This window comes from Agrobacterium sp. CNPSo 3708 (assembly GCF_028674915.1).
In the GTDB taxonomy this organism is placed as follows: Bacteria; Pseudomonadota; Alphaproteobacteria; order Rhizobiales; family Rhizobiaceae; genus Agrobacterium; species Agrobacterium cavarae.
Map to the genome: position 1 here is coordinate 1 of NZ_JAQZSF010000005.1, position 22627 is coordinate 22627.

Annotated in this window: 22 protein-coding genes and 1 tRNA gene; 8 read left to right on the plus strand and 15 right to left on the minus strand. The window is 57.6% G+C overall.

Annotated features, from left to right (window positions below; translation table 11 throughout):
- Window positions 1-22: 22 nt before the first annotated feature.
- A tRNA-Met gene (locus PVA19_RS11945) sits at window positions 23-99 on the plus strand.
- Window positions 100-590: 491 nt separating this feature from the next.
- Here PVA19_RS11945 and speB read toward each other — a convergent pair.
- The 5 genes from speB to PVA19_RS11970 are packed head-to-tail and all read right to left on the minus strand — an operon-like array spanning window position 591 to window position 4513.
- Entirely contained in the window at window positions 591-1556 is a 966-nt protein-coding gene (gene speB / locus PVA19_RS11950) for an agmatinase (protein ID WP_274102606.1), read from the minus strand.
- Window positions 1557-1574: 18 nt separating this feature from the next.
- Entirely contained in the window at window positions 1575-2354 is a 780-nt protein-coding gene (locus tag PVA19_RS11955) for an amino acid ABC transporter ATP-binding protein (protein WP_274102607.1), read from the minus strand.
- Between the two features lies 1 nt (window position 2355).
- Window positions 2356-3003 (minus strand): amino acid ABC transporter permease, encoded by a 648-nt coding sequence (locus PVA19_RS11960; protein ID WP_274102608.1) that lies wholly within the window; start codon window positions 3001-3003, stop codon window positions 2356-2358.
- Complete coding sequence (locus PVA19_RS11965; protein ID WP_274102609.1) at window positions 3003-3653, minus strand: amino acid ABC transporter permease; 651 nt, start codon at window positions 3651-3653, stop codon at window positions 3003-3005. Before PVA19_RS11965 ends, PVA19_RS11960 begins: the two co-directional genes overlap by 1 nt.
- Window positions 3654-3670: 17 nt before the next feature.
- A complete protein-coding gene (locus tag PVA19_RS11970; RefSeq protein WP_274102610.1) occupies window positions 3671-4513 on the minus strand; it encodes a transporter substrate-binding domain-containing protein in 843 nt (280 codons plus the stop codon).
- Between the two features lie 106 nt (window positions 4514-4619).
- Between PVA19_RS11970 and PVA19_RS11975 the strand changes: the two genes are divergently transcribed.
- Window positions 4620-5549, plus strand: coding sequence for a LysR family transcriptional regulator (locus PVA19_RS11975; protein WP_111850766.1), 930 nt, complete (start codon window positions 4620-4622; stop codon window positions 5547-5549).
- A gap of 159 nt (window positions 5550-5708) precedes the next feature.
- Here PVA19_RS11975 and PVA19_RS11980 read toward each other — a convergent pair whose 3' ends face one another.
- The gene (locus tag PVA19_RS11980; RefSeq protein WP_274102611.1) at window positions 5709-6314 is read right to left on the minus strand and encodes a J domain-containing protein; all 606 of its coding nucleotides are present in this window, start codon (window positions 6312-6314) and stop codon (window positions 5709-5711) included.
- A gap of 215 nt (window positions 6315-6529) precedes the next feature.
- On the opposite strand from PVA19_RS11980, the gene PVA19_RS11985 reads away from it, so the two are divergent.
- The 4 genes from PVA19_RS11985 to PVA19_RS12000 all read left to right on the plus strand — a co-directional run bounded on the left by PVA19_RS11985 (window position 6530) and on the right by PVA19_RS12000 (window position 12080).
- Window positions 6530-7510, plus strand: a complete 981-nt coding sequence (locus PVA19_RS11985) for a 3'-5' exonuclease (RefSeq protein ID WP_113261334.1) — start codon at window positions 6530-6532, stop codon at window positions 7508-7510.
- Window positions 7511-7766: 256 nt separating this feature from the next.
- Window positions 7767-8066 (plus strand): hypothetical protein, encoded by a 300-nt coding sequence (locus PVA19_RS11990; protein WP_274102612.1) that lies wholly within the window; start codon window positions 7767-7769, stop codon window positions 8064-8066.
- 320 nt (window positions 8067-8386) lie between these two features.
- Complete coding sequence (locus PVA19_RS11995) at window positions 8387-9766, plus strand: enoyl ACP reductase FabMG family protein (RefSeq protein ID WP_274102613.1); 1380 nt, start codon at window positions 8387-8389, stop codon at window positions 9764-9766.
- A 364-nt stretch (window positions 9767-10130) separates the two neighbouring features.
- On the plus strand, window positions 10131-12080 hold the full coding sequence (locus PVA19_RS12000; RefSeq protein WP_274102614.1) for an ABC transporter ATP-binding protein/permease: 1950 nt from the start codon (window positions 10131-10133) through the stop codon (window positions 12078-12080).
- A gap of 13 nt (window positions 12081-12093) precedes the next feature.
- Here PVA19_RS12000 and PVA19_RS12005 read toward each other — a convergent pair whose 3' ends face one another.
- The 4 genes from PVA19_RS12005 to PVA19_RS12020 all read right to left on the minus strand — a co-directional run bounded on the left by PVA19_RS12005 (window position 12094) and on the right by PVA19_RS12020 (window position 14457).
- The gene (locus tag PVA19_RS12005) at window positions 12094-12516 is read right to left on the minus strand and encodes a DUF1810 domain-containing protein (protein ID WP_274102615.1); all 423 of its coding nucleotides are present in this window, start codon (window positions 12514-12516) and stop codon (window positions 12094-12096) included.
- 105 nt (window positions 12517-12621) lie between these two features.
- Window positions 12622-13053 carry a DUF4112 domain-containing protein gene (locus PVA19_RS12010; RefSeq protein WP_443111635.1) on the minus strand — a complete coding sequence of 144 codons (432 nt, stop codon included), beginning with the start codon at window positions 13051-13053 and terminating at the stop codon, window positions 12622-12624.
- A gap of 277 nt (window positions 13054-13330) precedes the next feature.
- A complete protein-coding gene (locus PVA19_RS12015) occupies window positions 13331-13735 on the minus strand; it encodes an Atu4866 domain-containing protein (RefSeq protein ID WP_274102616.1) in 405 nt (134 codons plus the stop codon).
- Window positions 13735-14457: an SDR family oxidoreductase gene (locus PVA19_RS12020; protein WP_274102618.1), complete on the minus strand. Its 723-nt coding sequence runs from the start codon at window positions 14455-14457 to the stop codon at window positions 13735-13737. The genes PVA19_RS12015 and PVA19_RS12020 overlap by 1 nt, the downstream gene beginning before the upstream one ends.
- A gap of 107 nt (window positions 14458-14564) precedes the next feature.
- On the opposite strand from PVA19_RS12020, the gene PVA19_RS12025 reads away from it, so the two are divergent.
- Entirely contained in the window at window positions 14565-15458 is an 894-nt protein-coding gene (locus tag PVA19_RS12025) for a LysR family transcriptional regulator (protein ID WP_274102620.1), read from the plus strand.
- 66 nt (window positions 15459-15524) lie between these two features.
- Here PVA19_RS12025 and PVA19_RS12030 read toward each other — a convergent pair whose 3' ends face one another.
- The gene (locus PVA19_RS12030) at window positions 15525-16730 is read right to left on the minus strand and encodes an MFS transporter (RefSeq protein WP_274102621.1); all 1206 of its coding nucleotides are present in this window, start codon (window positions 16728-16730) and stop codon (window positions 15525-15527) included.
- Window positions 16731-17000: 270 nt separating this feature from the next.
- Here PVA19_RS12030 and PVA19_RS12035 point away from each other — a divergent pair, with 270 nt between their 5' ends.
- Window positions 17001-17366: a hypothetical protein gene (locus tag PVA19_RS12035; RefSeq protein ID WP_274102623.1), complete on the plus strand. Its 366-nt coding sequence runs from the start codon at window positions 17001-17003 to the stop codon at window positions 17364-17366.
- Between the two features lie 325 nt (window positions 17367-17691).
- Here the strand turns inward: PVA19_RS12035 and PVA19_RS12040 are convergent, their stop codons facing one another.
- The 4 genes from PVA19_RS12040 to PVA19_RS12055 form a co-directional block, all read right to left on the minus strand.
- On the minus strand, window positions 17692-18108 hold the full coding sequence (locus PVA19_RS12040; RefSeq protein ID WP_274102625.1) for a DUF4174 domain-containing protein: 417 nt from the start codon (window positions 18106-18108) through the stop codon (window positions 17692-17694).
- Between the two features lie 215 nt (window positions 18109-18323).
- Window positions 18324-19511: a PAS domain-containing sensor histidine kinase gene (locus tag PVA19_RS12045; protein WP_274102626.1), complete on the minus strand. Its 1188-nt coding sequence runs from the start codon at window positions 19509-19511 to the stop codon at window positions 18324-18326.
- Window positions 19512-19540: 29 nt separating this feature from the next.
- On the minus strand, window positions 19541-20329 hold the full coding sequence (locus PVA19_RS12050) for an alpha/beta fold hydrolase (protein WP_274102928.1): 789 nt from the start codon (window positions 20327-20329) through the stop codon (window positions 19541-19543).
- Between the two features lie 344 nt (window positions 20330-20673).
- Window positions 20674-22464, minus strand: coding sequence for an ABC transporter ATP-binding protein (locus PVA19_RS12055; RefSeq protein WP_274102627.1), 1791 nt, complete (start codon window positions 22462-22464; stop codon window positions 20674-20676).
- Window positions 22465-22627 lie beyond the last annotated feature (163 nt).

Consider the following 22627-nt stretch of genomic DNA (forward strand, 5'->3'; position numbering starts at 1 on the left):
CGCTGCGGTCGCTCATAATTAACGCGGGGTGGAGCAGCCCGGTAGCTCGTCAGGCTCATAACCTGAAGGCCGCAGGTTCAAATCCTGCCCCCGCAACCAGAAAATTTCAAGACTATCGAGATTTTATCGGCCTCCCAAGTGGAGGCCGAAGTCGTATTTATCCCTAGCACAAAGACCTGCCTCTCATTTTGACACCTCCCCGATACCGCGATTCCATCCTGTTGAAACAACGGGAAAGTAAACGGAGGCAGGCATGGCGAGTCATGAAATCCATGGTGGGTAAGTCAACGCCTACCGGCGGGTGACCTCACCTGGCGTTGCTCCGCATCTCTCGACGGCCTCGTATCGCACCGACGCCAAGGAGATTGGGCTTCATCAGGCGAAAGCCTTTGCTAAAAATTGGTATCTTCTTCTGGGGGCAGGCTGGCAGCGAGATTGATCAAGACCGAGAAGACGTTTGCCGAAGCCGCCACGAAGTTTGACCAGCAACACGCGATCATCACGGAAGGTGAGCGCAGCTAACAAGCCCGTCCAGCTTCCGGCGTAGTGAAACGTCGATATGACATCACGGCAAATGACTCTCGAAAGTCCTACGCCTCATCTCTACTGTCGGTTTTAGCAAACACGCGCCCGATTGTGTTGAGCAGCAGTTGGGCGGCCAGGATCGCGGTCGAACCGGTGTGATCGTAATCGGGTGCCACTTCCACCAGATCGACGCCGACGATCGTTCCTTGTTTGGCAAGGCCCGAAATCAATTCCAGCACTTCGTAATAGATGAAGCCGCCATGGCTCGGTGTACCGGTTCCTGGTGCGATTGAGGGATCGAAGCCGTCGATATCGATTGTTAGGTAATATCTCTTTCCAGTCGGAATACGAGCCAAAACGGCATCGACGCCAAGCTTGCGGATCTGGCGGACCGAGAGAATATCGGAGCCCTGAGCGCGGGCGTAATCGTAACCCTCCTTGGCCGTTGAGGATACGTTCCGGATACCAAGTTGTGTCATGCCGGTGACCCAAGGCTTCTCCGAGGCGCGGCGCAGCGGGCTGCCATGGCCGAAGCGAACGCCGTGGCGCTCATCAACGAAATCGAGATGGGCGTCGAACTGCACGACATGTATCGGTTCCTGCTCGCTGAAAGCATTGATGCATGGAATATTGATCGAATGATCGCCGCCGAGCACGACAGGTAGCGCTCCTGCCGCAAGAATCTTGCGAACGCCGAACTCTATGTTGGTATGGCTTTTCATTGTGTCCGTGTGGACGATATCCGCGTCGCCGAGATCCACGATGCGAACGCCTTCCAAATACGTGACGTCATCCTCATGATCGTAAGCGCCAGCGTGACCGAAGGCGAAAAGCGTCGAGGCTTCGCGGATGCTGCGTGGTCCGAAGCGCGCGCCGGCGCGCCATTGAGTTCCAAAATCGAAGGGTGCGCCGAGGACAGCGACATCGGCGTCGATCTTGTCCCAGTTGTCCACATAGGGACTTTTGGCGAAGGTGGAAATGCCAACGAAGGGTAGGTTTAACCGTCCATTGTCGTAGCCGTGGGCTGTCATGCTTATTCCTTTCGGGCATCAAATCGCGCGTTCGCGCCAGGTTTCCAGAAATTGAGAGAGACGGTCGCTCTTTGGCGTTGCGAAAAGCACATTCGGTGCGCCTTCTTCGACAATCCTGCCGGCATCCATGAAGACGACGCGATTGGCGACATGTGCGGCAAAACCCATTTCGTGGGTCACGATCACCATTGTCATTCCTTCCGAAGCGAGCGATTTCATCACGGAGAGGACTTCGCCGACCAGTTCGGGGTCCAGCGCCGAGGTCGGTTCGTCGAACAGCATCACCTTCGGCTTCACGGCCAAAGCTCTGGCGATCGCAACACGTTGCTTCTGCCCGCCGGATAGGCTTTCAGGCCAGCGGTCGGCAAAGGACAGCAGTCCGACCTTACTGAGCATTTCGCGCCCGATATCTTCTGCCCTCCTGCGGGAGAAGCCATGGACCAACCGCAATGCGAGCGTCACATTGTCCAGCACGTTCAAATGCGGCCACAGGTGGAAATGCTGGAAGACCATTCCGATCGGACGACGGGCATCGGTCAATTCCCTGTAGCCCGCCTTTTCGCGTCCAAGCGGTGTCTCGCGCCATCCCAGCATCTTGCCAAAGATGTGAACCTCGCCTGCATCATAGGCGTCGAGAAAGGCAAGCGAGCGCAACAGGGTACTCTTCCCGGATCCGGAAGGCCCGATAATGCAGGTGACATCGCCATCTTGAATATCAAGATCAATGCCCTGCAATACGGTCTTGTCGCCAAATCGCTTCTCAAGTCCGCGAACGGAAATTGCTGCCGGTCTCGTCATCTCAGGAACCTCTCAGGGCGAAGTGGCGCTCCAGAGCGCGTCCCGACTTCGACAGAATTTCAACAAGAGCCCAGTAGAGCAGGGCGATAGTGAGGTAGGGCGTCACGACGCTGAAGCTGATCGAGCTGATCGTTCCGGCTACCTTCGTCAACTCTCCAACCGTGATTACCGAGAGAACAGCCGACTCTTTCAAAAGCGCGATCGCTTGACCCACGCAGGGCGGCAGCGTCAGGCGAAGGGCTTGCGGAAGCTCCACGTGCAGGAAGCGCTGCCCGCGTGTGAGGCCCAGCATCTCTGCGGCTTCGCGCTCTCCCTTGGGAACGGCATTGAGGCCTGCGCGAAAAATCTCTGCGAAGGGACCTGCACCATAGATGCCAAGTCCGAAGGTGCCGGCCACATAGGGACTGAGCAACAGCCCGATCTGCGGTCCGCCGTAGTAGAGAAGGAAAAGCAGGAGGGCGAGAGGCGCGCCCCTGGCAAACTCGACATAGGCTCTGGTCACGAGTGCAAGGGGATGAAAACTGCTGCGTAGACCAGTGGCGAGCACTATGCCAAGCAGGGCTGCAATAGTGACGCCGCTTGCCGAGACTGTGATCGTCGTGAGCAGTCCGGCAAGATAGAGCGGCAGGTCAGTGATAAAGCCGGTCATCAATTTTGCCCTCTGCGTGACAGGCGTCTCTCAAGCATGAGTCCCAGAGCGGCGATCAGGATGCCGACTGCAACATAGAGAAGGAGGGCTGAGGCATAGGCTTCCAGGGGACGAAACGTCGAGGACGCGACCTGTTGGGCACGGCGGGTCAAATCCGTCACGGCGATGACCGAGACGAGCGAGGAGTTCTTGACCAGAGCCTGCATTTCTCCCACCAGCGCTGGGAACATAGCCTGTACAGCCTGAGGGACCTCGATGTTGATAAAGACCGCGGAGGGAGAGAGACCCAGCATTCTTGCCGCCTCGATTTCGCCTTTCGGCACAGCCTGAAGCCCCGCCCGATAGATTTCCGATTGGAACGCCGCCGTATTGAGCGCCAAGGCCAAGGTGGCGGCAACGATCGGCTCAAGCTCAAGCCCGAGGAATGGAAGAATGTAGAAGGTGATTAAAAGCTGTACGAGGATCGGTGTTCCGCGCCAGAAGGAAAGATAAAGCGCTGCCGGGACGCGCGTCCACCGTCTGCCACGCGCGCAGGCGGCCAACAGAAGAGCCAACGGCGCGCCGAAGAGAAGCGCCGTCAGACTGATCGTCATTGTGGTGGTGAGGCCATCGAGAAGCGCGGGCCAGATATGTGCGACTGTCTTGTCCATGGCCGACCCGTCCTATCTTATTCAGCGGCAGGGAGAGTCTCTGGAAGTTCCATCGGAGCGCCGAACCACTTCTTCTGGAGCTCCGCAAGCTTGCCGGATGTGTTGAGCTTGCCCAGTTCGGCGTCCATCAGCGCATTCAGCGATGCGCTGTCGGCATCATTGCGGCCTGCCCAGGAAAAATAGGTCTTCGGCCCGAAGGTCGGCAGAACGACTTCGAAGACGTCGGGCCGCTGGCGGGCGGCTTCCAGAAGATTGGGAAGAGAATTGACGACAGCCTGGATACGGCCGGCGCCGAGATCGGCATAGGCTTCGGAAAAGTCCGTATAGGTGGAGACGGTCACCGGACCGCCTTTGTCCTTCAGCGTTGCGGCAAAGGTCTCAAGCGCGGCGAGCTGCGCAGAGCCGGCCTGAGAACCGACCGCCTTGCCGGCGATATCTTCCGGCTTGGTGATGGTTGCATCGCCCTTGCGCTTCAGTAGTGCCATGGTTGCATCGGCGATCGGAGCCGAGAGATGGTAGGCCTTCATGCGTTCCGGCGTAACGGTCACGGAGGTGACGACATAATCGAAGCGGCCAGCCGCAAGGCCCGGCAGAATGCCCTGCCACGGCAGGTCTAGGCGCTTAAGTTCGACGCCCGGCAGAGCCTTCATGACTTCAACCATGATGTCGGCCGAGTAACCGATAATCTTGCCGTCTTCGACGAACTCGAAAGGCGCGAAGCGGGCTTCTGTGGCAACGGTAAAAACTTTGTCCGCTTTGATTTTGTCGAGAAGATCTGCAGCGTTTGCGGCGGTTGACGACAGGATTGTGACGAGCGCTGCGCCGAAAAGCAAAGCTCTGGAAATGGACGATGGCATCATGGTTCGTTCCCCGGTTGTTTATTCTGCCAACGAACCATGGACATCAGCGCAAAAAAATAGGAAAGATGTGGAGTTCACATTAGAAAAGATGATGTAAGGTCGTCTCATGCAATTTGCCCAGTCCGACCTCCGGGCTCTCACCGTGTTTCGCGCAGTGGTGGAGCATAAGAGCTTTCTCGGCGCGCAGATCACGCTTGGCCTCAGCCAGTCCGCTGTCAGCTTCCACATCAAGGCCTTAGAAGACAGGCTTGGCTACAAGCTTTGCCGCCGCGGGCGTGCGGGCTTTGAATTGACAGATCGCGGTGCGATCGTTCATGCGAAATCGAAAGCGTTGTTTCTGGCACTCAACGCCTTCGAAAGCGAAATCGGCACATTGAAAAACAGGATCACCGGAACGCTCAGGTTGGGGTTGGTGGACAACACCATTACCGATGCGGATTTGCCCATTCATCGCATCATTGCCCGCATCAGCGACAAGGCGCCGGAAGCACGCCTCGAACTGGTCATCGATTCACCGGACGCATTGCTCGCCGAAATCGCCAATGGCGGTCTCGACATTGCCATCCTTCCGGAAACGGAACCCTACCAGGGCCTCAAACTGTCGCGTCTGCGCGATGAGATGCATTCGCTCTATTGCGCCAAAGGACATCCACTTTTCACTGCAGATGATGCGGACATTTCCGTGCAGCGCGTGGAAGGCTTCGACTTCGTCGTCAGGCCCTATGCCAATATGCGCGAGTTGCAGTATTTTCCTGGAGCGCGTGCCAAGGCCTCGGCCTCGAACATGGAGGCCCAGGCGATGTTCGTGATGTCAGGCCGATATCTCGGCTATTTGCCAGATCATTACGCGGCCGACTGGGTACAGAAAGGCATCTTGCGTGCCCTTCTGCCGAAAGAAGGCCGGATCAATTCTCCCTTCATCATCGCCACTCGTCTAAGCGAGAGGCCATCGACAATCCTGGACTTCTTCATTCGCGAACTGGCGGGACTGGCGTCGGAAACCCTGCATCGGAAAAAGCCCCTCATCGGAAAATGATGAGATGGTCCCGATCCAGACCAACGTTGGCTCTGCGTGCTCTGTCGCGCCGGCCGCGTGAACCTCAGATGGGAATTCAATTCTCTGACGCAGCACGCAGGTGGGCCGCTGGTCCTCATTCTTTCAAGAGCGCCACTGTGAGCCTCTCGTTGAAGAGGCTCAGCAAAAGCCGTTCAGTTTAAGGATTCTGTACGCTTCAATCGAGGCTCGAAGCGCATCCTCGGAATTGCGATCTCCTTGATTGGCGTCGGGGTGGTGCATTTTGAGCCTCTCCTTATAGCGGCTCTTGATCTCGTCCGACGTTGCTTGGTGACTGAGGCCCAGTGTGTCGAAAGCCTTGGCTTCGAGCGTCTTGAGCTTTCTTTGTTGGCCACCGGTCGTCGTTTGCCCTTGTCTCACGCCTTTGCGAGCATTGAGCGTTTTTGCCGAGCCTGAACGAACAGACGATGGTAGCGGAGCTTCGGTTGGCTCTTTCACGCGCTTTCCCAAAGTCGGCCGCGCACCCATCGTCGCTTCCTTTTGATAGCGGGCGACGTCGGGACTCGATGGTGCCGCGGTGAAACTGTATCCCTTATTGTAGGCAGCCACATGCTCAAGGCAGAAGAGCAGGTATAGACCTTCAGCACCTGGGCCCACGGGCGCGCGGTGCGTTCCACTCTTTTCACACCCGTCCCACTGGCACTTTGGCCCCTTGGGCTCGCTTGCCGCTGGCGAGCGTTTGCGAGTGGACCGAAGACCTACGAATATTTTCGAATCATGCGTCATTGAGACTATATGGACGCGGCGGGCCCTTTGGGCAACTCCGGAAGTCTTTTGCAATCTCACTTCGTCGCTCGTCGTGAAAGCATGCTTGTGACCGGACCCCGGCGTCTGTAAGTCGCACCTCACCAAAACGAGCGGGTCGTCTTGCCAACGAGGTTGATCTGCCGGTGCCGCTGTGTTCTGAAGAACGAAAATCGCATCGGGGTTTGACTGCAGGGATGACAGAACAGTTTGACATGTTTCCGGATCGGGATCCGCGCGCCAAGGCCGCGTCGCATCGACCGTCGAAATCCGGCAAATCTGATCGGCAAGCCCCATCCCTGACGGAAGAGGAGATGGTCCGTTCTCTTTGCGAGACTGGGCGATATCGCATCCTGACGAAACTGGTGCCCCGCGCAATCACACCCGTTCCTCGGGCTGGATACCCACTTCGCGGCGTCATCCTTGATACGGAGACCACAGGCCTTGATGCTCGAAAGCATGAGATCATCGAGATTGGGGCGGTCGCCTTCACCTTCAATGCTATGGGTCAAATTGGCGATGTGACCGGCGTTTATGGCGGACTGCGAGAGCCAAGCGACCCCATTCCGGCTGAGATTACCAAGCTCACGGGGATCACAGACGAGATGGTGACCGGGCAGGCGATCGATATGACGGCACTTGAGGCGCTAATCGAGCCTGCCGACTTGCTGATTGCCCACAATGCCGGCTTCGATCGGCCTTTCTGCGAGGTATTTTCGGGGATTTTCTCCGGCAAGGCATGGGCTTGCTCTCACTCTGAGGTCGATTGGTCGTCGCGGGGATATGAAGGCACGAAGCTTGGATATCTGCTTGGACAGGCAGGCTATTTTCATGAGGGACATCGTGCGGTCGATGACTGCTTTGCACTCTTGGAGGTCCTGGCCCGAGAGGTGGACAGATCGGCTTCCATTGCTTTTGCCGAACTTTATGAGGCGAGCCAGAGGTCGCGGGTGAGGATTTTTGCCGAGAACAGCCCCTTCGATATGAAGGATCACCTGAAAGGGCGAGGCTATCGCTGGTCCGACGGGAGCGACGGTCGTCCGAAATGCTGGTGGATCGAGGTCGGGGAAGACGGTCTCGATGAGGAACTTCAGTATCTCAGGGCTGAAATATACAGATATCCTGACGTCGATCCCCCGATCCGACGTCTCACCGCCTTCGATCGCTTCCGGGCGTAGCGCACCTCGGTTGTTGCACCCAAAGCGCGACGCTTTTCTTTCAGCCCGTGGTTGGCCTGATGACCTTTGTGCCGAGCCTCCGATCGCCGGCAAATCGCTTGCCGCCTCGATGCCGATCCCGCGTTTGGCCTGCTTATCCATAGGCGTGCTGGCCCGAGGCTTGCGCGAAGCTGACCGAAACGGCGAATATCCGATGCAGCGTGCGACCATTTCTGCCTTTGTTCAGTTAGCAGCCAGAAGGCAATTTTGAGCAGGAATGACGACCATGTCTCAGCGTTTAGAAATGACGAAAATGGTGATGCAGATGCACGAGAAGAACCTCGTACTGATGAACATTCTTCGCGATATCGTTGAGAATGAAACCACGAGCGACGTTGGTGCGAACGCGACAGAAGAAGAAATCGCCCTCCGGCTCTCAGACAAAGCCGTCCGTCGGGCTGAGATACTTGGCGAAATTCGTCATGTCCTGCGTCAAGAGGATATTGCGCGCCGCGCGTTGGCGATGGCCAAGAGGACGCCTGCGTCGCCACGATATGCATATATGCGCGATCACTGAGTTTTATTGCGGCACGCTCGTTGAAAGGTACAGAGCTCTGCGCATCCGTACGACGAGGGGATTCTTCATTTCAAACGGTGCCGTTCGAGCAGCCGCTTTTTGCAAGCAATTCAGTGACCTCGACGGTTATGGGTTGACCATGATTGACCCAGAGCAGGAGACCCCCGCCATGATCTGGCATGCTGTGACGAGATAGAGTTCACGTTTTGAAATGAACGGTCACGGAAAATGAGTTTTCATTTTGTGCCATCGCGGGCATGTGTTTGTGAAAGTTCGTATGGGCCATCGCTCGACGATTCGCGAAGTAAAGAGCTGACAGCATGAAAAATCCGGTCGCACTCAATCGTCTTTCCGAGAACACGACCTTCCGTCGAGGCGATGTTTTTGTCCTTTTTGGCGAACTGTTCGGTCGCGGCTATGCGACCGGCCTGCTTGACGAAGCCAAGCGGGCGGGCATGGAGATTGTCGGGATCACGGTCGGGCGGCGCGACGAACACGGCGCGTTGCGGCCCCTGAACGCGGAAGAACTGTCTGCGGCCGAGGCCCAGCTGGGCGGCAGGATCATCAACATCCCTCTGATGGCCGGTTTCGATCTGGATGCGCCGGCGGGCGGCCCAACCCCAACCGATCTTCTCGCTGATATGACGCTCGAGAGCTGGGAGCACGATAAGCTCGATTGGGACTATATCGCGCAGTGCCGCGATATTGCCACGGCGCGCTTTACCGAGGCGCTTTCACAGGTCATGTCCGTTCTCGACGGAATGATCGCCGATGGTCGCAACGTGTTCTTCGCCCACACGATGGCAGGCGGCATTCCAAAGGCGAAGGTGTTCCTCGTTGTTGCCAATCGCATCTACAAGGGGACCGGGTCCCGCCACATGTCATCGCAGAGGCTGATCGAAAGTGACCTGGGGAAACTCATTCTGCAGAATTTCGATGAGGTTTCCGCAAACACGTTCCGCCATCTGATCGATTTCAGTGCGGCGATCCGTGAGCGGGTGGAAGCTTCGGGCGGCCAAGTCCGGTATACGGCCTATGGTTACCACGGATCGGCGGTTCTGATCGACGGCAATTACCGTTGGCAGACATACACCAACTACACTCAAGGTTATGCGAAAATGCGCCTGGAAGGCATTGCGCAGGAAGCCTGGGCTGCGGGAATAAAAGCAACCGTCTATAACTGCCCAGAAATCCGGACCAATTCGTCTGATGTGTTCACCGGCATTGAGCTCCCACTGATACCGCTGCTGCTGGCTTTGAAGAAAGAGAATGGTGGGACGTGGGCGGACGAACAGTGGCGGGCTTGCGCGCAGCTTCTGGATGACGGCCTGACGATGGACGATGTTTTCCAGAAAATCCATGCGATGCAGGAAAGCGAAGTCATGCGTCCCTTCTACGACTTCTCGGCGTGGCCCATGCCAAACAGCCAAGCACAGGCGGATTTGACCATCGGCACCTCCAATGAGATCACTCGGATGCATCGTGATAGCAAGGTGATGATGAGCGACCTCCTGAGCGCTCTTGTCGTGAAATCAACCGGTCAGTTGATTTTTGGCGAGTCGTCCGAACCGTCCGGTCCGGTGCTGTGGCTCAACCATGACATCGTCGCTCGTCGGCTTAACGAGTCTCACGCGCGTCCGGCCTCGTTTGAGCCAGTCACGGCTGGGGGATCGGACGCCTCCCATCTTGAGGTGGCGTGAGGCCTAGGTTTGCGCTTGGGAAAGGGTCTGCTTTCGTCCGGGGACTTTGAACCCGCCAGCCGGTATGCGCTCTGACTTTGGTGTGCACGTCGTTCTGGTTCTTTCCTGAACAGTTCATCACGGCCTTGGCTCGATACGTCAAGCGCTGCAAAGAATATCTGACTGTCACAGCTTGGAATGTTGATACTTGCGGCTGTGCATAAGATGAATTTCCGGGTTCTCGGAGACGCGCTGACGCTGACGCGCACTTTCTAGCACTACCGCGACCTCCTTCTCCTTCGGTCACTGCGACTATCCTTGAGATTATTTTCGCGCCCCTTCACTAAGTCGTGAAACCTTTCCGATCACTGGCCGTTCAGCGCCCATGAAAAACAATGACGTAGAACCGAAACCGGTGGCCGGTGCCGACGACACCGCCGCCGAAGCCGCATCCTCCCAAGATGTTCAGGACAATGTTGAAGAGCTTCCCCCGGAAGAGGTGGAACCTGCTGCGAGCTTGACGCCGGAAGAGGCTGAGGAAGCGCGGCGAAAGTATCTTCTGAAACGCTTCTGGATCAGCGCACGCGGCTTTTGGAGCCGCCGGGGCGATAAGCTGGCATGGCCGTTCACGATTGGCCTGCTGGCGATGATCGGTATCAATGTCGCCATCCAATACGGGGTCAACGTGTGGAACCGCGGGATTTTCGACGCCATCGAAAAACGAGATGCGGCGACTGTCTATTCCCTCGCCTCCGTATTTCCGTTTCTGGTTCTCGGCAGCGTTTTCATCGTCACCTCGCAGGTTTATGTCAGAATGCGCATTCAGCGGCGCTGGCGCTCCTGGTTGACCAAGGTGATGGTGGGCAGATGGATCGCAAACGGCCGCTACTACCAGCTGAACCTGATCGATGGCGACCACAAGAACCCGGAAGCAAGGCTTTCGGAGGATATGCGCATTGCCACTGAAGCGCCGGTCGATTTCGTCTCCGGCGTCATCGCGGCCTTCGTATCTGCCTCCACTTTCATCGTCGTTCTATGGACCATCGGTGGAGCGCTCACACTGTCGATCGGCGGCACCTGGGTCACCATTCCCGGCTTCCTCGTGATCGCGGCCATCATTTATGCGGCAGTCACCTCCACGTCCATTGCGTTCATTGCCCGAAACTTCGTGAAGGTCTCCGAAGTCAAAAACCAGGTTGAAGCGGAATATCGCTACACGCTGACGCGCGTCAGGGAAAATGGCGAGAGCATTGCTTTGCTTGGCGGGGAAGAGGAGGAGCGTAGTGATCTCGACAAAAGGTTCGGCAATGTTCGGCGGCAATGGCGGTTCATGGCGCAGCAATATATGCGCACCACCGTCGTCTCTAACGGCTCGGTGCTGATTGCGCCCGTCGTGCCACTTCTGCTCTGTGCACCAAAGTTTCTTGATGGCAGCATGTCGCTAGGCGAGGTCATGCAGGCAGCATCCGCTTTCACCATCGTTCAGTCCGCGTTTGGCTGGCTGGTCGACAACTATCCGCGCCTGGCCGACTGGAACGCCTGCGCACGGCGCGTCGCCTCGCTGATGATGTCTCTCGATGGCCTTGAGCGCGCCGAAAGGAGCGAGACGTTCGGACGTATCATTCGCGGTGAGACCGAAGGCGAGACGATGTTGAGCCTCAAGGATGTGTCCGTATCTCTCGGTGATGGAACAGCCGTCGTGAAAGAGACGGATGTCGAAATCGGAGCGGGTGAAAGAGTGCTGGTATCGGGAGAATCCGGATCGGGCAAAAGCACGCTGATACGTGCCATTTCCGGCCTCTGGCCCTGGGGCGGGGGCAGTGTGAATTTTCGCGCAGACAGCCAGTTGTTCATGCTGCCGCAGCGGCCATACATCCCAGCTGGCACGCTTCGCCGCGCGGTGTCTTATCCGCAACCCGCTGAAAGCTGGACGGCGGAGGAGATCGGCGCTGCTCTCGACAAGGTCGGTCTCGGTCAACTCAAGGACAAGATCGAAGACGAGGCGCCCTGGGACCAGACATTGTCAGGCGGTGAAAAACAACGGCTCACCTTTGCACGCTTGCTGCTTAACGCTCCCGACATCATCGTCATGGATGAGGCGACCGCGGCGCTCGACGAAAAAAGCCAGGACAAAATGATGCAGACCGTCATTGATGAGCTACCCGACGCTACCATTATCAGCGTGGCGCATCGTGCCGAGTTGGAGGCATTTCACAGCCGCAAGATTACATTGGAGCGCCGGGAAGGTGGCGCAAAGCTGGTTAGCGATATCGAGCTTATCCCGCGTAAATCGAGGAGAGGCTCTGTGCTTCGGCGAATAGTGAAGCGGAAGTGATCATCGCTTATTGTTACGAGCCGGATATGACCGAAAGCGTCTCGCGATCCTGCGCGCCGTTGTAAAATTGCCGAAGAGCAGTTTGAAACAACGCGTTTTGATCGGCGACTGCGGCAAACAGGGTCATGCTGGATCGAAATTTAAGATCATCCGGAGATCCGAGAATGTCATGGGCGGTCAAGGTCGGGTGGTCGAGCATAGCCTGGGTGCACTCTTTGAGGCGCGGTCCGAGAACGGGATGTGCCAAATATGCCTCTGCTTCCGGACGGCCTGAAACTGCGTAAAAGCGCGCGGTGTCAGAACGGCCAAGGCCTTGGATCTGCGGGAAGATAAACCACATCCAATGGGACTGCTTCCTGCCGGCGATCAGTTCGCTCAGTGCCCTGTCATACGTATTTTGCTGCGCCTTTACAAAGCGATCAAGATCGAAGGACATTGTTCAGCTTTCCAGTGTGGCGAGGTTTTGCCGATTGACCTTTGCAAACTGCGGCGTCCGCCTAACGAAATTTGTCGCGAAGCGTTACACCGCATCCTCGTCTCTTCATCTACGCTTGCGCCGCAGTTCTTCCGGCTGCACTCCGAAATGATCGATGATGATCTGCACGTTGCGGCGATGCGATTTGAAGTAGACATCGAAAAGATCGCCGAAGAGCGGCACGCTGCCTACGACGGAATCCATCGCCACATTGCCAATCATCTTTGCGAGTTTTTCCCTTGGAAGGCCCATGCGACGCGCCTCGTTGACGATATAAAGCCCAACAAGGGCGCCTGCCCCGTCACCAAGGACTGGAACGAGGCCAAGTACAGGGTCGGCACCGAAGCGGAGGCGCGTGCCAGGGATGCCGACTGCCGTATCCATCAGGCGTGAGATGCCCGATAGTCTGCGGATTTTCTGCATACGCTGTTCGAAATCAGGCGTAGCGCTTGAAGCGCTTGCACCAAAACCACCTGCATTCCAAGCTCGTGCTACCATAGTAACCTCCAAAACCGGTAAACCCGGCAAGAGAGAAATGGGGAAGTGGTTCTGGATTTCAAGTCGGGGTACCCCCGCACCTCTCCAAGCGCTCGAAGGTCATCATTAGCGAAGTCGTTCAGGTCGATGTTGGTCGCGTCTCACCTTCCGGTTAGCAGGCAAGAGCACGTCTGAACCCCTAGACACCGCCGCCTAGGTCAATAGCTTCAGTCTGGCAATGGTGGCATGATTGTCCGCTCATTGATCCGAAACGCGTATCGTGACGGCAACTATACGCTTACTCCGTTCGCTCCGAGATTCGCCGGTACAGGACCATGCCGCCGTGATGAAGCGTGTTCCTGTCGACAAAGGTGCCATCGGCTGTGAACCCAGTATCGTCCCAATAGTCGATATGATCGCCGTTGACTTCATACCGACCCTGATAAGCGCTTTGGCGGTTGCCCCGTGCCTCGTCGTAGCGACCGTTTGGCAGAAGTTCGTGACGGATTGCGCCGTCGGCGGTGACCCACATGCCAACATAAGGATGGTCTTGTGGCCGGGTCTGGCCAATCTCGGATTGTCGCATTGCTTCTGCCTTCTGATGTTCTGCCGCTGGAATTGGCGAGGGTTGGATGATGATGAGCAAGAGAGCCATCAGGATGCGCTCCTGATGGCGCTTGCGCGGGGTTTGGGACGTCGTCATCAGATTGTCGTGCGTACGGGGCGAACGACAATCTCGTTGACGTCCACATCGTCCGGTTGTTCGATAGCGAAACGAACGGCGCGACCGATGGCGTCGGGCTTGAGCGCGATGGCGCGGTAAGTCGCCATGGCTTCTGCTGCGACAGGATCTGTGATGGTGCTCGCAAGATCGCTCTCGACGACCCCTGGGTGGATGCAGGTCACACGGAGCTTGTCGTTCTCCTGGCGAAGGCCGTCAGAGATCGCCCGCACAGCGTATTTTGTTGCACAGTAAACCGCGGCCGTTGGCACGACCTGAAGGGCACCGATCGACGCGATATTGATGATGTGGCCGGAGCCGCGCTCGGTCATATGCGGAAGCACCGCAGCGATGCCATAGAGGACGCCCTTGATGTTGACGTCGATCATCTGCTCCCATTCGTCGATCTTGAGCGATGCCATGGGTGACAGCGGCATTACGCCGGCATTGTTGACGATCACATCGACGCGGCCGAATTCCCTTTGAGCTTTCTCAACGAAGGCAGTGACACTTCCAAGGTTCGTGACGTCGAGTTGGCAGGTCTTGACCTTTCCGCCAGCCGAACGAAGCTCGTCCGCGACAGCTTCGAGGCGATCAGTGCGTCTTGCCCCGAGCATTACACTATTACCGGCTTCTGCCAATTCGCGGGCGATGCCGACTCCGATGCCGCTGGATGCGCCAGTAATGAGAACAACTTTTTCCATGACTTTCTCCTGTTGCTTTCGCTTTTGTCGATGCGCCAAAGATACGCACGGCGTATTGTCGTGATAAGCTGGAGAAATATGACCTTAAAGGTAAGCGGAGCTAACCAATGCAATCGGACTTCAATGCACTCGCTGTCTTTGCTCTTGTCGCACAGGAGAAGAGCTTCAGAGCTGCAGCAGATCGTCTGGGCGTGACGCGTTCAGCCGTGAGCCAGACCATTCGCAAGCTTGAAGAGGCGCTTGGCATCGCTCTGGTCAGCCGCACGACGCGCAGCGTTGCCTTAACCGAAGCCGGTGCGCGGCTCTATTCCGACGCACAGCCAGCACTGATCGAGATGCAAGCTGCGTGGGAGGCAGCCGCCAATCTTACCGGGCATCCGCAAGGGCGATTGACGCTTGCTGTATCATCAATTGCCGAGAGCTTTCTTTCCGGTCCCATGCTCGCGTCCTTTTTGGACGCCAATCCTGATGTGCAACTTCATGTGACCGTCACGGACGATGAGTTCGATATCGTCGCGCATGGATACGATGCCGGCGTAAGATTGGGGGAAGTGATTGCTCAGGACATGATCGCTGTGCCGGTGTCGGCTGAGCAGCGCCAAATTGCTGTCGCCTCGCCGGCGTATCTCAAAAAGTACGGGATACCTTCGCATCCAAGCGAGCTTGCAAGCCGCCGCTGCATCGGCTGGCAGATATCGGCGCACGTCGCGCCGTACAGATGGGAATTTGCGGAGAATGGCCGGGAATTTTCTGTGACGGTGGCCGACACTGTCACGACGACCGATATGGGGCTGATGATCAAGCTGGCCGTTGCAGGAGCAGGGATCAGCTTTGGAATGGAAGAGAGCTTCAAACCGGCGATAGAGCGTGGTGAACTCGTGCCGGTGCTGGAAGAATTCTGTCCGCACTTTCCCGGTTTTTATCTCTATTATCCCAGCCGCCGCAATATGGCGCCGAAGCTCCGAGCACTGGTGGACCACCTGCGAGACTATAGAAACTAGCAGCTTTCGTCAGCGAGCCTTCTTCCTGCCAGCGATACTGTTTTCGAAAAAACGCTCGCGCGCAAATCAACTCGCAGTCGGTCGTCGTTTCTCAAGGATCACGAGGCCGAATATGCCGGCAAGGGCCATGGCGACACCGAGCCATGCCGTGCCGGAGTAACCGAAAAGATGCGCTCCTGTGCCGAAGACGATCGCCGTCGAGCCGTTTCCGAGGAAGGAATTGATGGGGTTGAAGGAGGTGCCGAGGCCTGGTCTTCCCGGAAAGAGATCCTGAAAATAGGTGAGCGGCATGGAGAGCAGGGCAGCGGCGCCGGCCGCTGCCGGAATGGTCAGGACATAGAGGTGCCAGGGAGATGTCGCCAAAGTCAGCGTGGCCATGAAGGCGGCATAGAGCAAGCCGCCTATCGCCAGAATGACGAGGATGTTCAGTCGCTTCAGCAGACTGGCCCAGATGAGCATGAAGGGTATCTCAAATAGAGCAATCAGCCCGGCGACGATACCGACATCCCCGGTCTTGCCGCCAAGGTCGGAGATGAGTATCAACGGCCAGACTGTGCTGGCGAGCCTTATGGTTCCGGTCAGCAGCGCCATGGACACTGCGCGCGCCAACATCAACGGCGTTGCAAGCTCGCTGAGCGCAGAGAAGAACCCTGCGCGCGATTTTCCAGCAGTCCGATCAGGCGCGGGTCTTGCGGGCAGAAATGCAGACGAGAACGATATGAGAAGGGCACAAAGCGCCGCCACGCCCCAGGCGCCCATCATGTTTGCGGAACTGGCAAACGCAAACCCCACGGCTGCCGGCATAACGACCCAGGCGGCGGATACGAAAGCCCGGACGGTGGCGTTGATCGCGGCGCTGTCCCGGCTTGGAAGCCCGGCCGTTTCGGCGCGAACACTCACAAAAATGAGCGAACTCACCGACTGGAAAAACGGGATAATGATTGCAGTTGCCGCAATGAATACCGGGATCGACGGAAAAAGAAAAATCGCCCCGTAACCGATGGCACCCATCACCGCCATCACCATGATGATCGTCCTCCGGTCACCCATCAGGTCGGAGAGAATTCCCAGCGAAACGCTGATCGTTACCGCACACAATGATGTCACGAAGACCAGGACCGAATAGGCTTGGTCGCTCATCCCCAATTCTTGGATTGCCGTAATCGAAAGATAGGGAAGTGTTGAGCCATAGGCGGAGCCCTGAAGGAAAATCATCAAGGTCAGAAGCAGCAATTGCGGATGGGCGCGGATGTGGCGCAAGGAGTGAAGCACAGGATCATTCTCTAAGACCGCGCACTTGCCAATCAATGAAATGCACGGTGGGAAGGGTGTGCCCAAGCTTATGGACATTCCGCCAGCGATAACAAGCCATTTGATGGCCTCTCCGCCAGTCCGCCGGAGCGTCGATATCATTTTCCGATAGATATCGCCGGGTCCAGGCGCGCAAGTTTGTTCCTTCCCATGCAAAAGATATATTTGGGAACAGCCTTGCCGCCTTGTTGTTGGACTGGGGCAACAACAACGACGCTTGGAGGAAAGCAGATGAAAAAGATCCTTATGGGAGCGGTCTTCGCTTTGAGTTTTGCATCTTTGGCAATGGCGCAGGGTGCTGGGAGCGGATCTGGTGGCAGCGGAGGCGCGGGCACGGGTGGTGCTGGAGCTGGCGCCAGTTCAGGCGGTGCTGGGACGGGTACAGGTACCGGTGCCGGGACTGGCGGTGGCTCCGGCGCTGGTACGTCCGGTTCTGGCACCACCACAGCGCCCGGCACGACGACACCCGGTTCAGGCAACACGAGCGGCACCAATTCCCAGACGCCGAACGGTGACACCAACAACACCAACTGCCCGGCCGGCACCACCAGCAGCCAGGGTTCGATGAGCGGCAACACGAACTGCCCGGCCAACTAACGCCTGATTGCCAGGGATGAGAGGGGAGCGCGGACGATGCCAGCGCTCCCCTTTTTGTGGTCTTCCTGCGGAGGTGAGTGATCGCGGTCGTCGTCGTGGGGGCGCGCTGCCGAGTTGTAAATCACGCCAAAGCGCAGTGCGTCCTATTGGACGCACAAAGAACGCGTTACTTTTTCAACCGACGCGTCATGCTTTCCGAAAATCGAGTCCGATTTTCGTGCCTGTAGGGTTTAGCATGTACCTCATGCTAAGTTCGTCGTTAATCGGCGGATTACGACGTACCGCCTCGCGTGACAGAAGACATCCCAGAGAGCCTTGCCTGCGGTCAGCCACGTTCCGCCTGTCGCATCGGCATTCGGTCTATGACGTCAAAGAGCTCTACGTCGGGAACGACGGTGTCGCTCCGCAACTTGATGCCCCCGTCTTTTCCAACCAGGATGACCTTAAAGCTGCCTTTCTTGACGCCGGCCTCATCCCGCAAAGCAGCCGCATCAGGCTTAGCCGCATTTCCAAAAGCGGCAGACGCCTCGTCATTGATGACGCTGATCACGACAAGGTCTCGCTCTTCAAGCTCAGCGCGTTGATCGGTGAGGATTTTTACTTGCCGTTCCAGTCGCTTGTCGCCGGCATCTGCGAACACGATGATAACGCGCTTCTTCCAGGTCAGGTCGGATAGGCTGTTCATGGCAAATGCCTGCGATGATACGAGAACGAAGATCAGGGCGACGAGCAATCTTGTCATTGCAAGGTCTCCATTGTTGCGTTCGTAAACGTGGCCGATGCCGGATAGTTCAACGCGCTATACGTCGCGACGGCTCAGGCGACATGGATCGCGGTAAGCCCAGACAAATGCGTTCAGCGCGAGCCGTGGTGTCGATGGAAGCATGGGATGAGCGTCAGGGTTCACCAGCCTTGAGTGAGAGGCCGCTTTAAATCAATGCCCGAAGGAAAGCCCGATCAACTGTCGTCATCGGAAGAGAAAGGCGGCATGATAAAGGTGAAGCGCGTCTCACCATTCTGGGATGTCGCCGAGAGTGTACCACCATGGGCTCTCGCGATCTGCGATGCGATGTGTAATCCCAGTCCCAATCCCTTGTGATTTCGCGTGTCTCCACGAACGAAGGGCTCAAACAATCGCTCCATCCTGTCTGGCGAAATCTCTTTCCCTTTGTTCGTCACAGACAAAGTAAAGGTTCCGTCGTCCGCAAGTCTCGCATCGATGAAGATCGGGTGTTTGGCATCACCGTGGCTGATGGCGTTGCCGAGGAGGTTCGACACGAGTTGGCCAAGCCGGGCATGATCGGCATTGACCGGGTGCGGTATCAGCAAGGTCGAAAGAATGTCGCGACCGGGAGCATTGCTGCGCAGTTCTTCAATCACCTGTTCGATTACCGGAGCGATGGGAGACGTTGGATCTCTCATCAGATGGATACCGCCGCCCAGCCGGCCACGGGCAAAATCCAGCACGTTGTCGATCAGTCCCGACATCCGCGACACGCTGCCGGCCATCAGTTGAAGAACTCGCTTGCCGCGTTCGCTGGTGACTTCCGGGGCCAGAACACGTCCGGCAGCTGAGATGGAAGCAAGTGGGTTGCGAAGATCGTGGCCGAGGACGGCAACGAATTGCTCGCGCAGTTCGCCCGTCTCTTGCTCAGCAAGAAGCACGCGTTGCGCTTCACGTTTCTTGCCCACCGCCCGGCGGATGTTGGTGCGCAGCGACGCATTGGTGTTCGCCAACGCTTCCTTTGCGTTTTCAGCAGCCTGCCTGGCTTGCAGAAGGTCTCGTTCGAGCTGACGCCGCTTGACGGAGCGAAAGACCGTGACGAGCGTCACACCTGCCTCGTCGCCGCCAAGCCTGCCCCTTGCACTCACCGTCACGGGAAGCCGCTTGCCGCTCTTCGTCTTGAGATCGAAGGCGATCTCTTCGCAAAATCCCTGCAAGCGCAGGGTCGGCTCGAAATTCGTCTCGTAGAAGACGTTGCCCGCCACAGTCAGCAAGACCGTCATCCGTTTGCCCAGCAGCTCTTCTTTTTCCTCGCCGATCCACTCCGCGAGCGTCTGATTGACCCTCGCCATCATGCCTTGGGAGTTCAGCACCACATAGCCGCACGGCGCTCTCTCGAACAGATCGTCGGGATAATCCATGGCAGGGGCAGGGGGTAGCGACGCGTCGATTACACAAAACCCTTTATGGCGGATATAACGGCCTGCGGCGCGCTGAGGTTCGGGCAGTGCCCCGTGGCATCAAGCATGACGAACTGCGCATGCGGGATCGCGTCCGCGACGTAGCGCCCCACATTCTCTGAGGCGATGATATCGTCACGGCACTGCAAGACAAGCACCTGCGCCGTCACCTTGGGCAAATCTGCCCTGTTGTCGGAGGTAAACGTTACCCGGGCGAAGGTTCGGGCAATCTCAGGGTCCATCCGACAGAAGCTGTCGGCAAGTTCGCTGGCAAGCTCTGGACGGTCGCTGTTGCCCATGATTGTGGGCGCCATCGCATTGGACCAGGCAATATGATTTTCGGCAAGCGATGCAAGCAATTCGTCGATGTCTTCTTGTTCAAAACCGCCGATATAGGATCCGTCGTTGATGTAGCGCGGCGAAGGGCCGACCATCACGACGCTGGAGAACATCTCCGGCGCTTTGATGGAGGCCAGTGCTCCAATCATCGCGCTCACAGAATGACCAACGATGATGGCATCGTTGAAGTCGAGTTCGCGACCGATATCGACAATGTCGTCGGCGTAAGCGTCAATGCTTGAGTATCTCTGGCGATCGTAGGACGATAGATCGGAGCCTCCAGCGCCGACATGGTCGAACGTGACGACATTGAAACGATCCTCGAAAGCCGGCGCGACCAGTCGCCACATCTGCTGGTCGCATCCATAGCCATGAGCAAATATCATTGGCCGCCGTCCGTTGCCCGACTGCTTTACGTTGTTCTTCAAAATAGCTGACACACGGAAACCTCGACTGCTGACCGCGATCAGTCTGCAAAATGGCGACGATCCGTTGGGTGCGGAGCACCATACGACGCGGGAAGAAGCTTGTCGCTTAAATTCTTGACAATGGTCATTCCAGCGTGTCCCGCGCGATCCCAAGTATAGCGCCCAGCGTCTTCACCCCTTCAGCAGTAACTTCACGATTGAAAGCTTGTGCTTCTTTTGAAGCAGTCGCACTCGGGCAAAAGACCAGAGCCGCGTTTGCGGAGGCGGCTCCGGGTCCTTTCGTGCATGATCTCAACAAGCTGTGGCCTGTGAAAAGAGCCCACACCGAGCAGGCTTTTTAGAACCACGCACCTCCGTTACATCGCCAGTCCCTTTGTGAGTTCCAGCGCTTGCCGCTCGAAGAGGCGACGGTAGATTCCGTTTTTCAGTCGGACGAGCGACGTGTGGTCGCCTTCCTCGACGATCTTGCCCTTGTCGAACACGAGAAGACGGTCGAGTGCGCGGACCGTGGACAGGCGGTGAGCGATGACGAGCGTTGTGCGGCCCTCCATCAGGCGCTCCATCGCCTGCTGGATCTGCATTTCGCTCTCGCTGTCGAGGCTTGACGTCGCCTCGTCCAGGATCAACACGGGTGCATCGGCCAGGAAGGCGCGAGCGATGGCGACGCGCTGACGTTCCCCACCTGACAGCTTGACACCGCGCTCCCCCACCATCGTCTCGTAGCCTTTGGGCAAGCTGATGATGAAATCATGCGCGCTTGCCTGTTTTGCCGCGTTGACGATCTCGCGTCGCGATGCGTTCGGTCTGCCGTAGGCGATGTTTTCGGCAAGCGTCCGGTGGAAGAGGATCGGCTCCTGCTGGACAATGGCGATCTGGCCGCGCAGGCTTGCCTGGGTCACCTCTGCGATATTCTGCCCGTCGATCCGAATGGTGCCGGAGTTGACGTCGTAGAGCCGCTGGATGAGCTTGACGAAGGTCGTTTTGCCGGAGCCGGAATGACCGACCAAGCCAACCCGTTCGCCGGGCTTGATTGCGACGGAAAACGTGTCGTAGAGCGGGGTGGGGTGGGCGCCATACTGGAAGGTAACGCGGTCGAAGACAATCTCGCCATCGCCGATAGCAATCGGCTTTGCGCCGGGCCTGTCCTCTATGCCGAGCGGTGTCTTGTCGAGCAAAACCAATTCTTCCATATCGTTGACCGCACGCTGCAGGTTGCGGATGTCCTGCCCAACCGAACGCAGGTATCCTTGCAGGACGAAGAACATCGCCAGCACGAAGGTGATGTCGCCCGCGGACGCCAGTCCGCGCTCCCACATGATGAGGCCGGTGCCGAGGATGCCCGCCTGCATCGAGACCATCATAAAGCCCTGGATGGTGCCGTTCACGGTGCCGCGGCGCCATGTGCGCCGGGTGCGACTGTCCCATTTGGCCAGAACATGGCTCAGCCGCGATTCCTCGCGATCTTCCGCACCGAAGGCTTTGACCACGGAGTTGCAACTGATGGCATCGGCAAGCGCCCCGCCGAGCTTGGTATCCCAGGCATTGGCGAGCTTGGCGGCAGGCGACACGTAGCCCATCGAAAGCAAGACTGTGACGCCGATATAGATCAGCGAGCCCGCGGCCACGATCAGCCCCATGACGGGCCAGTAGCTGCCAAGCACGATGCTGGCGCCAATAAGCATGACGATGGATGGCAGCAGTGCGATGAGCAGCACATCGTTCAGTGAATCGAGCGCCCACATGCCACGCGTGATCTTGCGCACCGTCGAGCCGGCGAAGCTATTGGCATGCCAGTCGGTGGAAAAGCGCTGCACCTTGTGAAAGCCGCTATTGGCCACATCGACCATGATACGCAGCGTCAGCCGGATGATGCCATTATAGATGAACCAGCGCAGCACGACGCTGGTGAGACCGAGAGTCGTGACGACGAGGAAGGCGCGAAGAGCGCCATCGGCCGCGTTGCCACCGGCGATCGCATCGACGATCCGGCCGGAGAAGACCGGAACGAGAACCTCTGCCAGTGTGCTGGCAACAACCAGGACAATGATGCCCCCGACCAGGGCAGGACGGTGCGTCCATTGACGAAATACAAAGCCGAGCACGTTGCGATACGCATCGGCGCGGAAGTCGAGCTTCTTGCGAGCCATTGAAACAGTCCGGCCATCAGATGAAGCCGGCTCCATAATAGACAGTTGAAAGATGAAGCCGGAACAGGACACGACATAGTCCCGGCAGATCGGTGGTGTTTTAAAGGGCTTGTTGAAGCCGCCTGCCGCGAACCCTTAAGCGGGCCGCGAATTGAAATGACCT

Bases quoted from the DNA above. Each gene is read 5' to 3' on its own strand.
- PVA19_RS12045 (WP_274102626.1), bottom strand. From the start codon at position 19,511: ATGGATTATCCCGACGATCTGTTCGAGAGAGCGCCGTGCGGCTATGTG.
- PVA19_RS11955 (WP_274102607.1), bottom strand. From the start codon at position 2,354: ATGACGAGACCGGCAGCAATTTCCGTTCGCGGACTTGAGAAGCGATTT.
- PVA19_RS12005 (WP_274102615.1), bottom strand. From the start codon at position 12,516: ATGTCCTTCGATCTTGATCGCTTTGTAAAGGCGCAGCAAAATACGTAT.
- PVA19_RS11990 (WP_274102612.1), top strand. From the start codon at position 7,767: ATGACGACCATGTCTCAGCGTTTAGAAATGACGAAAATGGTGATGCAG.
- PVA19_RS12035 (WP_274102623.1), top strand. From the start codon at position 17,001: ATGAAAAAGATCCTTATGGGAGCGGTCTTCGCTTTGAGTTTTGCATCT.
- PVA19_RS11975 (WP_111850766.1), top strand. From the start codon at position 4,620: ATGCAATTTGCCCAGTCCGACCTCCGGGCTCTCACCGTGTTTCGCGCA.
- PVA19_RS11970 (WP_274102610.1), bottom strand. From the start codon at position 4,513: ATGATGCCATCGTCCATTTCCAGAGCTTTGCTTTTCGGCGCAGCGCTC.
- PVA19_RS12000 (WP_274102614.1), top strand. From the start codon at position 10,131: ATGAAAAACAATGACGTAGAACCGAAACCGGTGGCCGGTGCCGACGAC.
- PVA19_RS11980 (WP_274102611.1), bottom strand. From the start codon at position 6,314: ATGACGCATGATTCGAAAATATTCGTAGGTCTTCGGTCCACTCGCAAA.
- speB (WP_274102606.1), bottom strand. From the start codon at position 1,556: ATGACAGCCCACGGCTACGACAATGGACGGTTAAACCTACCCTTCGTT.
- PVA19_RS12055 (WP_274102627.1), bottom strand. From the start codon at position 22,464: ATGGCTCGCAAGAAGCTCGACTTCCGCGCCGATGCGTATCGCAACGTG.
- PVA19_RS12010 (WP_443111635.1), bottom strand. From the start codon at position 13,053: ATGGTAGCACGAGCTTGGAATGCAGGTGGTTTTGGTGCAAGCGCTTCA.
- PVA19_RS12025 (WP_274102620.1), top strand. From the start codon at position 14,565: ATGCAATCGGACTTCAATGCACTCGCTGTCTTTGCTCTTGTCGCACAG.
- PVA19_RS11965 (WP_274102609.1), bottom strand. From the start codon at position 3,653: ATGGACAAGACAGTCGCACATATCTGGCCCGCGCTTCTCGATGGCCTC.
- PVA19_RS12015 (WP_274102616.1), bottom strand. From the start codon at position 13,735: ATGACGACGTCCCAAACCCCGCGCAAGCGCCATCAGGAGCGCATCCTG.
- PVA19_RS11960 (WP_274102608.1), bottom strand. From the start codon at position 3,003: ATGACCGGCTTTATCACTGACCTGCCGCTCTATCTTGCCGGACTGCTC.
- PVA19_RS12040 (WP_274102625.1), bottom strand. From the start codon at position 18,108: ATGACAAGATTGCTCGTCGCCCTGATCTTCGTTCTCGTATCATCGCAG.
- PVA19_RS11985 (WP_113261334.1), top strand. From the start codon at position 6,530: ATGACAGAACAGTTTGACATGTTTCCGGATCGGGATCCGCGCGCCAAG.
- PVA19_RS12020 (WP_274102618.1), bottom strand. From the start codon at position 14,457: ATGGAAAAAGTTGTTCTCATTACTGGCGCATCCAGCGGCATCGGAGTC.
- PVA19_RS11995 (WP_274102613.1), top strand. From the start codon at position 8,387: ATGAAAAATCCGGTCGCACTCAATCGTCTTTCCGAGAACACGACCTTC.